The 15,770-nt window shown below is 42.3% G+C and carries 13 protein-coding genes; 11 read left to right on the top strand and 2 right to left on the bottom strand.

All coding sequences use genetic code 11. The features are described 5' to 3' along the window. The first annotated feature begins 53 nt into the window (after positions 1–53). Positions 54–869, top strand: a complete 816-nt coding sequence (locus AAEY75_RS07775; protein WP_352259332.1) for a tRNA threonylcarbamoyladenosine dehydratase — start codon at positions 54–56, stop codon at positions 867–869. Between the two features lie 21 nt (positions 870–890). Next, positions 891–2,708 (top strand): GAF domain-containing hybrid sensor histidine kinase/response regulator, encoded by a 1,818-nt coding sequence (locus tag AAEY75_RS07770; RefSeq protein WP_227681313.1) that lies wholly within the window; start codon positions 891–893, stop codon positions 2,706–2,708. A gap of 147 nt (positions 2,709–2,855) precedes the next feature. On the opposite strand, the gene efp is transcribed toward AAEY75_RS07770, so the two are convergent. Further along, complete coding sequence (gene efp, locus AAEY75_RS07765) at positions 2,856–3,428, bottom strand: elongation factor P (protein ID WP_110923222.1); 573 nt, start codon at positions 3,426–3,428, stop codon at positions 2,856–2,858. Between the two features lie 167 nt (positions 3,429–3,595). On the opposite strand from efp, the gene epmB reads away from it, so the two are divergent. The 9 genes from epmB to AAEY75_RS07720 all read left to right on the top strand — a co-directional run bounded on the left by epmB (position 3,596) and on the right by AAEY75_RS07720 (position 15,144). Beyond that, entirely contained in the window at positions 3,596–4,603 is a 1,008-nt protein-coding gene (gene epmB, locus AAEY75_RS07760) for an EF-P beta-lysylation protein EpmB (RefSeq protein WP_197216633.1), read from the top strand. A 216-nt stretch (positions 4,604–4,819) separates the two neighbouring features. Further along, entirely contained in the window at positions 4,820–6,577 is a 1,758-nt protein-coding gene (locus AAEY75_RS07755; protein WP_197216635.1) for a cyclic-di-GMP receptor FimW-related protein, read from the top strand. A gap of 354 nt (positions 6,578–6,931) precedes the next feature. Further along, positions 6,932–9,019: an EAL domain-containing protein gene (locus AAEY75_RS07750; RefSeq protein WP_352259289.1), complete on the top strand. Its 2,088-nt coding sequence runs from the start codon at positions 6,932–6,934 to the stop codon at positions 9,017–9,019. A 192-nt stretch (positions 9,020–9,211) separates the two neighbouring features. Continuing rightward, the gene (locus AAEY75_RS07745; protein WP_352259288.1) at positions 9,212–9,670 is read left to right on the top strand and encodes a c-type cytochrome; all 459 of its coding nucleotides are present in this window, start codon (positions 9,212–9,214) and stop codon (positions 9,668–9,670) included. Between the two features lie 162 nt (positions 9,671–9,832). Further along, positions 9,833–10,792 carry an AAA family ATPase gene (locus AAEY75_RS07740; protein ID WP_352259287.1) on the top strand — a complete coding sequence of 320 codons (960 nt, stop codon included), beginning with the start codon at positions 9,833–9,835 and terminating at the stop codon, positions 10,790–10,792. A 227-nt stretch (positions 10,793–11,019) separates the two neighbouring features. Next, positions 11,020–12,033 carry a DUF58 domain-containing protein gene (locus AAEY75_RS07735; RefSeq protein ID WP_352259286.1) on the top strand — a complete coding sequence of 338 codons (1,014 nt, stop codon included), beginning with the start codon at positions 11,020–11,022 and terminating at the stop codon, positions 12,031–12,033. After that, positions 12,030–14,318: a transglutaminase TgpA family protein gene (locus AAEY75_RS07730; RefSeq protein WP_352259285.1), complete on the top strand. Its 2,289-nt coding sequence runs from the start codon at positions 12,030–12,032 to the stop codon at positions 14,316–14,318. The genes AAEY75_RS07735 and AAEY75_RS07730 overlap by 4 nt, the downstream gene beginning before the upstream one ends. Positions 14,319–14,387: 69 nt before the next feature. After that, positions 14,388–14,807: a PACE efflux transporter gene (locus AAEY75_RS07725; RefSeq protein ID WP_352259284.1), complete on the top strand. Its 420-nt coding sequence runs from the start codon at positions 14,388–14,390 to the stop codon at positions 14,805–14,807. Between the two features lie 46 nt (positions 14,808–14,853). Beyond that, entirely contained in the window at positions 14,854–15,144 is a 291-nt protein-coding gene (locus tag AAEY75_RS07720) for a DUF4031 domain-containing protein (protein ID WP_352259283.1), read from the top strand. Between the two features lie 83 nt (positions 15,145–15,227). Here AAEY75_RS07720 and AAEY75_RS07715 read toward each other — a convergent pair whose 3' ends face one another. Next, on the bottom strand, positions 15,228–15,746 hold the full coding sequence (locus tag AAEY75_RS07715; RefSeq protein ID WP_352259282.1) for a DUF302 domain-containing protein: 519 nt from the start codon (positions 15,744–15,746) through the stop codon (positions 15,228–15,230). Positions 15,747–15,770: the final 24 nt, after the last annotated feature.

Here is a 15,770-nt window from a genome sequence, read left to right as displayed (position 1 = left end):
CACAACAATTTGAGCCAACAGAGGCAGAGTTTGTCACCACTGAACATTTCGAAATAGAAGAAGTGATTAGAAAAGATGAGCAGTATGAGCGTCGTTTTCAAGGTACACGAACACTTTATGGCACCTCAGCAGTTGACACTTTCGCTGCTGCCCATGTCTATGTTATAGGCGTAGGGGGTGTTGGCTCTTGGGTAGCCGAAGCTCTGGCTCGGACGGCAGTGGGTACTATTACTTTGATTGATTTGGATGTTTTGGTTGCTTCCAATGTCAATCGGCAGTTACCTGCCCTAGATAGTACTTTTGGTCAGAGTAAAATCGGGGCAATGGCGACTCGTGTTCATGAGATTAACCCCAAGGTCACGCTCAATTTAATTGATGATTTTTTGACAGTAGAAAATGTAGCTGCTCTATTACCCAGTCGTGAAGAAGCAAAAGCGGCTATTGCCCAAGGTAAACCTATTGTTATTCTAGACTGTGTAGACGATATGAGTGCTAAGCTGGCCATTGCGCTGCATTGTCGTTTTAATAAACTAAAACTGGTCTGTGCAGGTGGTGCAGGTGGCAAAATAGACCCAAGCCAAATTAAAGTGAGTGACTTAAAGGACAGCTATCAAGACCCGCTACTTGCTAAATTACGTAATAAACTGCGCCATGAAAAAGGCATTAATAGCGCTTTAAAAGAAAAGTTCGGTATTAAATGTGTTTATTCGACAGAGCCACCACGGGTAGATAAGACCTGTCAAACAGGCGGGTTGCACTGTGGTGGTTACGGCTCAGCAGTTGTTGTTACATCAGTCGTCGCGATGATTATGGTGAGTGAAGCTTTGCAATTATTAATAAAACAGACGGTTATCAAACAGAGCGTCTGATCTTATTTAATGGAGTCTATTTTGTCTATATCTAACGCACCTAAACACAGCTATCCAGTAGCAGCGGATGAAGTAGAACGTATCCATAAGCTCAGAAAATATAAAGTACTGAATAATAATAATGAGCCTGCATTTGAGCGCCTAATCAATCTGGCTAAGCGATTTTTTGATGTATCCGCTATTACTATCAGCTTTATGGATGAAGAGACACAATATCTAAAATCTGCCTACGGCCTTGACGATGTATGCCAAACAACACGTGAAGTCGCTATTTGTAATTACACGGTGCTCTCTGATGAGGTTTTTGTGGTGCCAGATTTAACAGCAGATAGCCGCTTTAGCCAAAGTCCACTGGTGACGGAGGCTCCTTACTTACAGTTTTACGCTGGTGCACCAATTATCCTCATTGAAGACAATAAAAGCTACAATTTAGGCTCTTTTTGCTTGATGGATATAAAGCCTAATCATGATTTCGACGATGAGCAATTACAGATATTGGCTCAATTTGCGATGATGGCAGCCGACGCTTTGCAGCTACAAGATAAGCAGCGTGATGCTAAACATGCTAATGAGATGAAGTCGAGTTTTCTGGCCAATATGAGTCATGAAATCCGTACACCGATGAATGGTATTATTGGTATGGTAGAAATGCTAGGTGATACCAAACTTAGCAAAGAGCAGCAAGATTGTGTGGATAATATCAAAGTTTCCAATGAGCATTTGATGGCCATTATCAATGGCATTTTAGACTTGTCGAAAGTTGAATCTGGGAAAATGACAATTGATCATATTCCGGTCAATTTATCTGAATTATGTAATGAAGTTGTCAGTCTCTTCTCTGTCAAAGCACATCAGCGAAAATTGGTTTTAAACTACAATTATACCGAGTCCTTATCACCCTATATAGAGGGAGACCCAGTACGTCTCAAACAAATCATTACGAATCTCGTCAATAATGCGATTAAGTTCACCCGTGAAGGTGGTCAAGTCAGTATTGATGTTAAACACGTACTTAATTGCCAGTGTGATGGTGTTGACGTGCATGGTACAGCAGATGAGCACCGCTCTCAAGCAATTCCAAACAGCACTTCGAATGAAATTACTGTTCACGATACGAGTATAAAATCTATTCCTCCTAAAGGAATGACGGTATGTATTGAAGTCACAGATACTGGCGTTGGTATTAAAGAAGAATCGTTGGACGCAATATTTAATGCTTATGACCAAGCAAATCAATTCACACATCGTCTCTATGGTGGCACGGGTCTTGGACTTTCAGTTTGTAAGTCTTTGGTCGATTTGATGGATGGCCATATTGAGGTCAGTAGTGAAGTAGGTGTTGGCACTACTTTTACTGTTTTGTTGCCTTTACCTACTATTGATGAAAAGCACTATCAAAAATGGCAAGCAGAAAATGACTTCACTATGATGAAGCCGACGCAAGAACGTGCAGGTCATATACTGTTGGTCGAAGATGACACTGTTAATGCGATTATCGCGAAAAAAGCGCTGACTAATAGTGGTCATACTGTGACGCATGTCGCTGATGGGCAGCAAGCCATCGAAGCGTTTGTACTGTCACCTGAGCGCTACGATGTTATCTTGATGGACCATCATATGCCTATTTTAGATGGGGTGCAGGCGACCATAAAATTGCATGAAATGTATGATTCACAATCATTACCACCTATTATTGCTTTGACGGCCAATGCGATGGATGGTGAACGCGAAAAATATCTAAAAGTTGGTATGCAAGACTATTGCACTAAGCCATTTAAACAAGAGCAATTGAATGCATTGGTACAGTATTGGTTGATACAAAAACAATCAGCAGAGTAGCTGGATGAGAAGTAATTATTGAGCTTGTTGCATAGTTATTTCCTCTCATTGTTATAAGTACAAAAAAGCTGAATCCCTTAATGAGAGATTCAGCTTTTTTATGACATACTCAAAATAATATAGATTGCATATTATTTTTACGTGTTATTAGTTAACGCGAGTTTGATAGTCACCAGTACGAGTATCGACACGTACGACTTCACCTTGCTGTACAAATAGAGGTACACGTACGACAGCGCCTGTCTCTAGCTTAGCTGGTTTACCACCACCACCTGATGTATCACCACGCACACCAGGATCCGTTTCAGTGATCTGTAGCTCAACGAAGTTAGGCGGTGTTACTGATAGAGGTGCACCGTTGAATAAAGTAATGGTACATGATGCATTGCTGTTTTCTTTTAGCCACTGTATTGAGTCGCCCATCGCTGTTTTATCAGCTTGGATCTGCTCAAAGCTTTCTGGATCCATAAAATGCCAAAACTCGCCATCGTTATACAGATAGTTCATTTCAGTATCCATCACATCAGCAGCTTCTAAGCTGTCACCTGATTTAAATGTCTGTTCCAACACTTTACCGCTACGAAGATTGCGTAGTTTGACGCGGTTAAAGGCTTGGCCTTTACCTGGTTTGACAAACTCATTCTCAAGAATAGAACAAGGGTTGCCATCTAGCATAACTTTTAGACCAGCTTTAAATTCATTAGTAGAAAAATTTGCCACAAGAGACTCCTAGGGATGGTAAATATGATGATAAATAATAAGGGGTTGGGGCTTACGGTAAAAAACCTGCTATTAAGCCTAGTGTAGAGCGAGCAGTTGGTATACTTTGATAGGGCACACTCTAAGAGCGTATAATATCGGCTTTTGGGCACAGGTAATAGGCTGTCATGATAAACCATTTAATCACACAAAAAAACTGGCAAACGCAATTATCCGAGGCCATTACTTCTATTGATGAGCTATTAAGTATTTTGCAGCTCGAATCCCTACGTACCAGTGTCTATGTGCCTAAGCATTTTGAGCTGCGGGTACCACGGGGTTTTGTGGCAAAAATGACCGTTGGGGATAGTAATGACCCTTTATTGAAGCAAGTATTGCCAGATCAACAAGAGCAAATCAAGGTAACGGGCTATGTGGCTGACCCCTTACACGAGAATGCTCAAAACCCAGTAAAGGGCATGCTTCACAAATACCAGTCGAGAGTATTGCTGACCATTACAGGTGCTTGTGCTATTCATTGCCGTTATTGCTTTCGTCAGCATTTTGATTACAGCGCTAATATGCCAACGGCCGATGCAAAAGAAAATATCATTCGTTATATTACTGAGCATCCAGAAGTCAATGAGGTGATTTTGAGTGGTGGTGATCCATTGAATGTGACAAACAGGCGTTTGTTTGCATGGCTGGATACGCTAGAGTCGCTCCCGCAACTGACCACGATTCGACTGCATACTCGCTTACCCTTGGTCATTCCAGCACGTCTAGATGATGCATTGCTGGCTAGATTATCTCAAAGTCGCTGCCATATTGTCATGGTGATTCACTGCAATCATGCGAATGAGATAGATACCTTAACGTCCGAATATTTGCAACGTGCGAGGTCCGCTGGCGTGACTTTACTAAACCAAGCGGTTTTATTAAAAAGAATTAATGATAGTGTTGAGACTCAAACACAATTAAGTCAACGTTTGTTCTCATGTGGTGTATTACCTTATTACTTGCATGTATTAGACAAGGTCGCTGGCGCCGCACATTTTGATAAAGACGAGCGGTCGTCAATCGAGCTTTACTGGTCATTACTGGCCGCATTACCAGGCTATCTTGTACCAAAATTAGTAAGAGAGCTACCGAACAAACCTTTTAAGGTGCCAATTAACATTTACAATGTAAATTAATGTAGGCACTATAGGGTATTAAAAAATAGTAAACAAAGAGTGTTTTATTTGAAGGTTTGCATGCTGACAAATAGGTATTGGATGTCTTTATGACTGCTAAAATCTTATCCTGTCAATTTTTGAGAGTAGTGGTTACTTTGCATTATTTTATTATTATAAGTGGTATGGCTAGATAGTTGCCTTTTACTAAGTTACTCAGAGTTACTAGGAAAAATGATGATAACTTTATCGACGTTTCAAGAGTATTTATCGTCTACAGAGCCACTACCGCCATTATCGATTCGAGCGGCAAATGGTCAAGAGAGTTACTTGCTCAAGCTGTTGGCAAATTTGCCTTCGCAAACGCAGGTACAGCAGGTTGAGCAGCTAGAAAAAATACTGACGGTATTGCGCGTGGCTAATATAGATGAGCAGCAACGTCTTAAGTTAATGGCTACTGTGATAGGTGCCTCAGACAAATTAATTGCTGCATTGCGGCAGCATTGTATTTATGAGCCAAAAGGGTTTAATAGCGTTCAATTGGGTTATGTGAATCAGATAAAGTCACTGTATTATCTCATCATTATGGTCTATGACAGAGTTATACGGCATAGAATATCGCTATTAAACAGTCAGCATAAATACACGGCAAGTAATGGTTGGCAACGTTATTTCAATGGTGACAAGTCTTCATCACTGACAATTGCTATCGTTATCTATCAGACGTTGATGATGTATCAAAGACTCCTGTTTGCAGAAGCGCTTTGCTATCAAAAACCCTCTCCTTATTTATGGGCCAAAATCAATCAGCTTTACTATCTTGCCTATCAATATCATGCCACTGAGATTGATTTAAGTAAAGTGATTGATGTCCAACGTGCGGATAATATACATCGCTTGTACTGTCAAATTTGTTTACACAGCTTACTAAACGTACGTGCTATGCGTCGTCCTAATATCTTGCTAGTACAACGTTTGTTACCGGTATGGGCTGAGCATATTATTGCGACGATAGAACCACAAACTGATACTCGGATATACGTAGATTTACAAAGTAATAAGCCGCCTTCTTATCTCACTGCCAATTCTATAATCAATCCATACGAAGATCGCTATCACTGCTTATTTATAGAGTTGGATCCAATGCTCGAGTATTTTAACTCGCGTAGCCAAGCATTAGTTAGGGACGGCAATGCAGGGTTAGAGAGTTACTTACTCCAAAACATAGCAGCGACGATTCGTTATCGTTATCTAAAGTTGCCACTATCGGTAGCACCGAAACGCTATACAGAAAAAGAGGCTGTTTTGGTGACTGGTTTTAATAAAATCCATTACTGCGTGGGTCATTCACAAAGTTTTGCAAGCTTGATTGCTAAAAATGAATTGCCAGATGAGCATCAACCTCGTTACGATACCGTTAGTAAAAAACAAAATGATAGCGATATACTAGCCAATGAAATATTCGACCGTAATGATGATTTATCACTATTTCGCACACTGAAATTATTAGATAAAGTAATCAAGATAGATGAAGAAAGTTTAGAAGAAAACCATGGTAAAGAGAGTATAGAGGCAGTGACTACTGACGATGATGTCGCTATGACAGCACCACCGCCATTACATGTTATGAGTCTTCTGTTAGTCTGTCGTGCTGACACCATCACACCGCCCGATTGGTCACTTGGTGTCGTGCGCTGGCTGAGCCTTGATATTGAAAATCCAGAGGTTGATTGGCAAATATTGGGACATCAATTAGTGGCTTGTGGTCTGCGTTTAGAAGGCACAGCAACGCGCAGTCAACATTTTGTACCAGCATTCATCCTTGGTCGGGAAGAGCATCTGCAAACCACGGGAACTCTGATAGTACCAACGTCTTACTTCCAGACAGATGACAGGGTCATCATGCGTATCAACACCAAACAAACTTTGTTACGTTTGGGGAAGCGGCTACTAATTACGGATGAATTTAGTCAGTATGAAGTGGTGCAGTTGTAGCCTTTTGAAAGGATTGTCAAAAATAGAAAAATAGTAATGTAAATACAGAATTGAATAGACTTTGTTTACTTGATTTCGGCTTCAATAATTAAAGTAGATCAGCACGTTAGATAATGATAAGTTAGTCAGCAATCATTAAAATTATTGTCTATAATGTTCGATATTATTGCTATTTCTTATAAAATATCTTTGGCTAAAAAGTATATTATCTTAATCGTAAAAGCATGCCAGTATCATAAAGATAGCCAAGCCTATTCCCCATAGTGCATTCTGTGCTAGGTTGATCTCCGGAACAGATGTAGGGTATTGACAGCAACATATAAAAATAAGATCACAAAGTTTAAAAGGCTTATTATGCGTACTCAATCTATCTTAAATCTATTAGTCATCGATGATGATCAGCTCTATGCTGAACGTCTTGTGCACTTATTAGGCTGTTATTATGACAGTGTGAATTTAGGGTTTTTAGATGATAAAGAAGAATTATTAAAATTGCTGCGGCAGCCATGGGATGTCTTGGTATTTGGTAATGCTTACGATATGAATTTTACGGATGTAGTAGGTATCGTCCAAGAACAAAACATTGACCTACCTATGATCTGCTTATTAAATGAGGAGATGGTAGCGACCGCCCATAATAATGAAGGGCTGCCCAATATTATTAGCGGTACAATGGTCAAGGCGCTTAAAGTAGACGAAGAAATGGCCGTTGTGATGTCTATCTGTTTACAACATGATAATCTGCGTAGTCGCCGCGAGCTAAAAACATTGCGTCATGTACTCTCTGAAGCAGAGCAGCGTGCTAATGTATTAATCAAAAACTCTAAAAGTGCAGTGGCTTACATAGACCAAGGCATTCATATCTTCGCCAATGACCCTTATCTTCAGCTTTTTGGGTTTGCATCGATGAATGATGCCATCGGTGTGCCTATTATTGATCTGATTGCAGGCGGTGATAACGTTAAGGGCTTCAAGCAATTCTTACGTCAATTCGCGAAAGGAAACCGTCAAGAAGTAGAGTTTAAGTTTGAAAGTCTACGGACGGATGGGAGTACTTTTGAAGCAAAACTACAACTGGCAGCTGCGACCCTAGAGGGTGAGCCAGTTACTCAGGTTATCATCCAACAAAACAACAGTAACAGCGCTGAGGTGGCCAAACGTTTGGCAGCGGCTGAATGTAAAGACAGCTTGACAGGTATTAACAATCGACGCGGCTTTGAAGAGAAAATGGCAGTAATATATCAGCAAGCCCGCCAAGGAGAGCTGACGGCAGGATTGTTATATGTCCAACTCGATAATATTGGTAAGATTCGAAGCAGTTTAGGCTTGCAAGGACTAGATGCAACTGTCAAGCAGGTCGCTTATGCGTTAGATGAGCTAGTAGTAGATGGGCATGTAAGCCGTTTTAGTGATACGGCTTTTACCCTACTTGTAGAAGACAAAACAACAGCAGAGCTTAAAACGCTGGCTGAGCAAATCGGCTCGCGTATTAATGGTATGCTCATTGAAGTGGATAAACGCACGACTAGTACCACGGTTAGTATCGGTATCGTCAAAATCGAAAAAAATACAGCAGAGCCAAGCGTATTGCTTGAGCGTGCGATGGACGCTATCAACCAGATTATGATGGAAACCGCCAATAACGGGGCCACTTATCATTTATACGATCCAAGTGAACATGCTAATAGTGATGATCATGCGCTGGCTGAATCATTAATTGAGGCTATTACCAATAATCGTTTTGAGCTAACATTCCAGCCAATATATGATATTAATAACGATCGCAGCGACTTCTTTGAAGTATATTTACGCCTGCCATTGTCAGATGCTGAGAACACAGTGCTGACACCTGACCAGTTTATGGCAGTCGCCAAAAAACATAAGCTGCTCGAAAAGATGGATCGCTGGGTATTGATTAATGCCTGTAGAAAAGTAAACGATGTACGTAAAACACATCCTGAAGCTAAGCTGCTAGTGCAATTGACGAGTGCTTCATTAATAGATAAAAAACTGTCTAGCGTGGCTAGCCAGCTGATAAAAGCCGTGGGCGGTGCAGCAGGCGTGCTTACCTTACAATTTAATGAAAAAGACATTGCAGATCATTTGACGGTCGCGAAGACTCAGTTTGCAGCGCTTAGTCAAGCCGGTTGTCAGATGGGCATTAATAACTTTGGCTCTTCTGCCAAATCCATAGAAATTGCCAGTTTTGTGCAGCCAGATATGGTACGGCTACCCCGTAGCTACGTAGAAGATATTGATTCGGCAGAAAATTTGGAAACGGTCAAATCACTCATCATACGTACTAACGAAGTCAACGTTGATGTGTTGATGCCTTATATTGAAGATGCCGCGACCATGTCTGTCGCTTGGAGCGTAGGTGCACGCTACCTGCAAGGCTATTATTTGGAAGAGCCTAGAAAAATAATGAAAGTTGCGACCTAAGCACTACATAATATTTTTCTTCATATCCGTCATTCAAGTATTATTTATAAGTATATCTCTCATAAATAGTACTGTATTTCTATAAGCAGCTATGTATACGTGGCAATTAATAGTACTCTGTGTTTCTTAACATGGTCTCATTATATATGTCGTTCATACATGGCTGACACTCTCTACTCAAAGATTGCCAAAATGCCTAACACTCGTAAATATCAAATGAGCAGTCTGCTTGCCGCTATTTTATTACTCAGTGCTTGCGATCGTACGCCACCTGATCACCGTGCTCCTGTGACATTGCCGCTATATACTGACGGTGATGCAGATAACGGTGCTATTATTTATCAAGATGCCTGTGGGCAATGTCATCAGCTGAATGCTGGACTCAATAAAAAAGGTCCACAGCTGATGAATATCTATGGTGCCCACGCTGCTCAGCTAAAAGATTACACCTATAGTAAAGGGTTAAAGCAATCAGAATGGGTATGGGATGCTGAGACGCTCGATCCTTATATTGCTGACGCGCAAAAAGTCATGACAGACTCAAAGATGTTGTCAAATCCGATGCCAGATGCCAAAGAGCGTGCTGATGTGATTGCCTATCTATCAACTCTCCGTGAGTCAGTGCCAGTCGTTGAAAGCGAAGAAAAGTAGCTTCTCATTTATAATGAAAGCCTGTATTCGAGTCCATAAATTGAGACTTATCTAACGACATGACTCTTACCTTGTACTGACCAAATAATGTTTATCTCAATCCTATGACTGAATGTTCAATATGCCCCATTATTTCCATAAAAAATGAGCCGATGATTCACTATGACAATTGTAACCACCGACTACGCCGCTAATCAGCAAAAAATTACGCAGTTAATGAGACAACTGAATCAGATTGTATTGGACAAACCTCAAGTGGTGAAGCTGGCACTTAGCGGCATACTGGCGGGTGGGCACTTACTGTTACAAGATTTGCCCGGCATGGGTAAGACTACCTTGGCTCAAGGACTAGCACAGTTATTGGGGCTAAGTTTTAGTCGAGTTCAGTTCACCAACGATATGCTACCTGCAGATATCTTGGGTATGAGCATCTATGACCAAAGCAAACTAAAATTTGAATTTCGTCCGGGTCCTATTTTTACTCAGCTCTTGCTCGCTGATGAGATTAATCGTTCCAGTCCTAAAACACAAAGTGCGCTACTCGAAGCCATGGAAGAGCGACAAGTGACACAGGACGGTCAGACCTATCGTTTGCCTCAGCCATTTTTTGTGATTGCAACCCAGAATCCATTGCAGCAAGCTGGTGTATATCCGCTTCCTGAATCGCAGCTCGATAGGTTCTTACTATGTCTATCGTTGGGTTATCCCTCACCAGCTGCTGAGCGTGAGCTGCTAAAAGGTCAGGATCGTCGTGAGTTATTGAAAGGTTTAGATGCTGTGCTTGATACCGAGGCTGTGTTGTTAGCACAGCAAGGGGTCAAGCAGGTTTATGTCGCAGATGTGGTCTTGGATTACATACAAAGACTGGTCGCAAAAACACGAGCAAGCCAAGAATATCATGGGTTATCACCGCGTGGAGTACTGTCGCTACAACGTGCCGCACAGGCTCATGCCTATGTGTCAGGGCACATGGAGATGACCCCTGAAGATGTTCAAGCCGTGTTTGCAGCAGTCACGGATCATCGTCTCGGTCAACGCTTTGTACCGGCGCATGTGACGAGTGGACTAATGACGAAGACTATCGCACAACGTATTTTGGCAGAAGTGCCAGTCATTATCTAAATGCCTTTTGAGTAAAAGCTGTCTAAGTAAAAGTTAGTTAATTGATTATAGGCTTTAGTAGTTGAGTTATTTATCAATGAATTAATCAATTAATCAAAGGCTATTGGAAGTTTCTCACTTAACAAACATTGTGTTCTTTCTAAGTAAATACTCGAAAGGCATCTGTTGTCAAAACTGTCGTCCAATACCGACGATATTATCAATTCTATGGTAAGGATAGGGTAGTCATGAGTCTTTTGCCAAAAGCCTTAACCGTACCAATCAAGTCAAAACTAAGCCGCTGGTTTGCCTCGCGTGCACCCAAAAGTGATAGTGCTACGCTGAATTTGCGCAACGTATATATCTTTTTTAGCCGCGAAGGTATGCTGTTTGCAGTGTTGTTGATCATCACCTTTATCGCTGGTATCAATTATGGCAATAATCTGGTGTTGGGATTATGTTTTTATCTCATCAGCATTTGGCTTATCAGTTTTCATGTGACCTTTGCCCATATCTCAGGGTTGAAAGTGCATTTATTAGAAGTCACCATGGCAGAAGCAGGTGCTCCAGTCTGGGTTACCTTGCAACTACGTAGTGAGAGCCGTCAACCCAGACGGCAGCTGTTATTTGGCTTTGAGGATGTGGATAATAAGGTCAAGAGTAGCGTGGACATTCCAAGCTCTGTCTTGGTCACAAGGTTGCATGATGAGCAAATCATTCGGTTACCTGTCCAGACCAATACCCGTGGGCAGTTCGAATTACCACGTCTCAGAATAAAAACAGTTTATCCTTTGGGTATTATGAAAGCATGGTCTTATGTCTATTTTGCCCGTACAGCATGGGTATATCCGAAACCTGAAGCATTCGATTGGGAAACGCAGTACGCCATTGCAAGCTCAGAGGATTTGCCAACAGGTGGGCAGTATCGCCAAGGCCAAGATGACTTTGAACGGCTCGATAACTACATAGAAGGTGAGTCACTGGCACGTGTCTCTTGGGGGCATGTAGCTCGCGGTCAAGGAATGCTTACCAAGCACTTCGCTGACCCTATTGGTCATGAGCAGACACTAGACTATGCCGATATGCCTGCTGCACAACATGAACAAAAGCTATCACAATTGGCGTATGGCGCGATGACGTTGGGTCAGCTAGGTGTGCCATTCAATATGTGCTTACCTAATGATAGCCCCTTTGTTACAACAATGGGTGAAGGTGATGAATTTGCGCAAGATTGCTTGCTAAGGTTGGCAAAAGCACCATGATTAATTCTAAGCGCTTGTCTTCGAGTAAAGATGTAGAAGCATCTAACAGTACCTTTACAGCAGACTCTATCAAATCTGCAAGCTTTGAGCAGTTGGCGTTGGGTCAACATCTTACCACTCATGTTGCATTAGGTAGTGGCGCTAAGTCAGGCAGTAACGCTAAATGGTATCGCAAGCTACTGGCACTACCAGCGTATTATTGGATAATAATTGCGCAAGTTATTGTTATTTTGCCGCATGCCGCCCATTTACCATTATGGCTCATAGGCTTTGCTGTGGTGAGTATTATCGCCCAGCTGCCCCGTGTAAAGGCTCGATTCCAAAAGATATCTCATTTAAAGCGTGTCTATCAAGGCATGCAAATGCTGGGCTTCTTATTGGGTCTTTTGGGATTGTGGTTGACCTACAACACGGCATTTGGGCTAGATATGGGCGTGGCATTTTTAGTGCTATGTCTCATCAGTAAGCTCTGGGAATTGTACAAGCGTCGTGACGCCTATGTGGTATTGAATTTATCGCTATTTGTGTTGGCAGCACTGTTTTTGATGGATCAAGGGCTGCTTACGACTTTAGAGGTGGTGATTGGGGCAGTTATTGTATTACTGACATTTATTGCGCTAAACGATGATGGCAATGATCGGGGTGATGGTCGCCTGCGCACTTTAGGTGTATTAGGCATTGGTGCGCTGCCATTATTGGTGGTGCTATTTCTATTTTTCCCTAGGCTACCACCGCTATGGTCGGTACAGCTATCAGGTCAGCAAGCGACCACGGGCGTCTCCGACAGCATGTCACCTGGTGACTTTGCTAACTTAGGACAATCAACGGAGTTGGCATTTCGGGTAGAGTTTGAAAATAACCGTCCACCACAGCAGCAGCTTTATTGGCGCGGATTGGTATTTAGCGATTTTGATGGCGTCACGTGGCGTCGTAACCCTCAACAACGACAGTGGCAACCTTCAGAGCAACGTCCTGCTTGGATTGACAATGCGTTTGCTACCATTCCCGAAGAGGCACAAGTTGCACCAAATAACTATCAAATAATCTTAGAGCCTACTCAGCAAAACTGGCTATTTGGTCTCGATTATCCTTTTGCTCAGCAACAAGATGTCAGCATTACTTCAGATTTCACGTTATTAAAAGACGAGCCTGTCACTCAGCAGCTGCGCTATGACGTATTGCAGTTTTCACCGATGAGTATCGATCCTATCCTTACGGATGAGTCGCGGCGGATGAATCTTGCACTACCAAATGATGGGAATCCGAAAGCAAGAGCATTGGCTCAGCAGCTTTTTTCGCAGTCAGGCTCAGACCCTACGCGCTATATAGCAGCTATCGAGCACTGGATTAATCAAACAGATTTTCGCTATACGTTATCGCCGCCACGCTTGAATAACAATCGTATTGACGAGTTTTTGTTTGAGACCAAGGCGGGGTTCTGTGAGCATTACTCTTCAAGTTTTACTTTTATGATGCGGGCGGCAGGTATCCCTGCCAGAGTCGTCGCAGGCTATCAAGGTGGTGAGCCGAGCCGTGGTGGTAATGTTTGGGAAGTCCGGCAAATGGATGCACATGCGTGGACTGAGGTTTGGCTTGAGGGTCAAGGTTGGGTACGTGTCGATCCGACTGCTTTTGTAGCACCCGAGCGCGTCGAGCAGGGGATGGATGCGATGACGCAGTCACAAGGCGCTGCGATGTTTGGTGATGGCGCTGGTGCACAGATTGACTATCAACAATATCAAATGCTACAAACCTTACGTCGTCTCTCAGACCAAGCGAGCTACTATTGGCAAAAAGATGTCGTTGGCTACGACCAAGACAAACAAGCAGACTCACTATTCAAATGGTTCAACATCAGCTCCATCACGCAACAAATTATTTGGCTAGCCGCGAGTGCCATTACGGTCATGGTTATTTTGGTGTTTATCATTTGGCAACGTCGCCGTAAACGCTGGCACCCAGTAGATTTACCACTTGCTCAGTTGTCGAAGCGTATAGGTAAGCAAGATAAGTCACTGGCTCGTACTGATGATGAGGGTCAGTTGGCGTGGCTTGAGCGCTTAGCGATGGCCATTGATTCTAGTGCCTCAAATGACACTGATGCGAGCAATACCAGTCAATTAACAGACAGTGATCACCCTAAAGTTATTCAGGATAAAATCACCCAAATCAAACAAGACTATCGTCATCTACGCTATGGGCGCTTAAGCACTGTTGAAATTAATGATAATGAGTACCAGAAAGTGCTTAAGCAGCTAAAGAAAAACTTACACGAATTGTTGTAAGTCCATTTAGCCAGTAGCACTTATTAGCGATAGCGAATAGGTAAATGATAGATAGGTTTGGAACAAATAATGCGTAGCACTAAGGATCGTATTCGGCATGCTTTAGCATTTGAAATCATTGGGCTACTTATTTTCGCACCACTGGCAAGTTGGGTGTTTGGTTTTGAGCTGCACTCGATGGGTGTGATAGCGTTCGCTGGCTCTATTGTCGCGACCGTGTGGAATTATTTTTATAATGTCTTATTTGATAATGCCATGCTTAAACTACGTGGTGAGGTCAAAAAGACCGTTCCCATACGAGTGCTACATGCTACGCTATTTGAAGGTGGTCTGCTAGTGTTGTTCTTGCCAGCGATTGCTTGGTATTTGGATATTAGTCTGTGGGAAGCGTTTAAAATGGATATTGCCATGGCGACATTCTATTTGGTATATGCTTTTGTGTATAACTGGATTTATGACAGGGTATTTCCTATCGCTGATGCCGGCTAACGGTGGTTTTATCCAGATATGTAGAACGTATTAAGGAGCCAGTTATATGGCAATATATGTAGATTTTATGCAGATAGAATTTAAAGGTTATAAGTGGTGCCACATGCTGGCCGATACGTTGCAAGAGCTGCATGAGTTTGCGGCGTTCATTGAATTAGATGAGCGTTTGTTTCACCGTAATGCCAGTTATCCGCATTATGATGTTACCGTACAAATGCGAGAAACCGCGATTGAGTACGGCGCTATTCCTGCTGATCGCAGAAAAATTATCGAGTGTGCTAAAAAGTTAAAAGTAGAGTTACATGCACAAATAGCAGAGTCCGATAGTTTGAATTGAGGACATGCCCTAATGCATGAACAAATAAAAAGGTGGGTTATGCTTTCGCTAACTCACCTTTTTTTGCTTAGTTTTTTTGACGGTTACTTTGCCACTGCTGCTGTACTGACGCCATTTAGGGCTTTTGAGATGTTATCAATGACGGTGTCACAACCTTTAATATTATGACGGGTTTTTAAGTATTGAGGATCGTTATACGATAGCCATACTTTTTTATCTGCATCTTCACTGATGAGGATTTTTTGTGGCAAATCGATAGCGACGCTTTGCTCACACTGCATCAATGGCGTACCAGCTTTCGGGTTACCAAACATAATAACTTGTGTTGGTCTTAAGGTTAAATCGACACCTTGTGCATTTTTTTGATGATCGACGCGCGCAAATACTTTCATGCCTTTACTTTCGATAATGGCGGCCAGTTTATCAGCAGTCTCTTGGACAGAGTGATGACTTTGCATGGTTATCAAGCCTTTTTCGGCATTGGTAGCAGTCATCGTTGTTGTCACCGAGCGCGTGTCGCTTGGTGAATGTAAAATGTTTTCAACACTGGCGCAAGAGGCCATGGTCAAAGCCAGAGCGGCGATAGAGACAATTTTAATCATAAGTAATCCTTTTTATGGTGGTCA

It is taken from the genome of Psychrobacter sp. TB55-MNA-CIBAN-0194, from assembly GCF_040309505.1.
In the GTDB taxonomy this organism is placed as follows: domain Bacteria; phylum Pseudomonadota; class Gammaproteobacteria; order Pseudomonadales; family Moraxellaceae; genus Psychrobacter; species Psychrobacter fozii.
The sequence above is the reverse complement of the archived record's forward strand: the minus strand, read 5'-3'. Positions and strand labels throughout refer to the sequence as shown.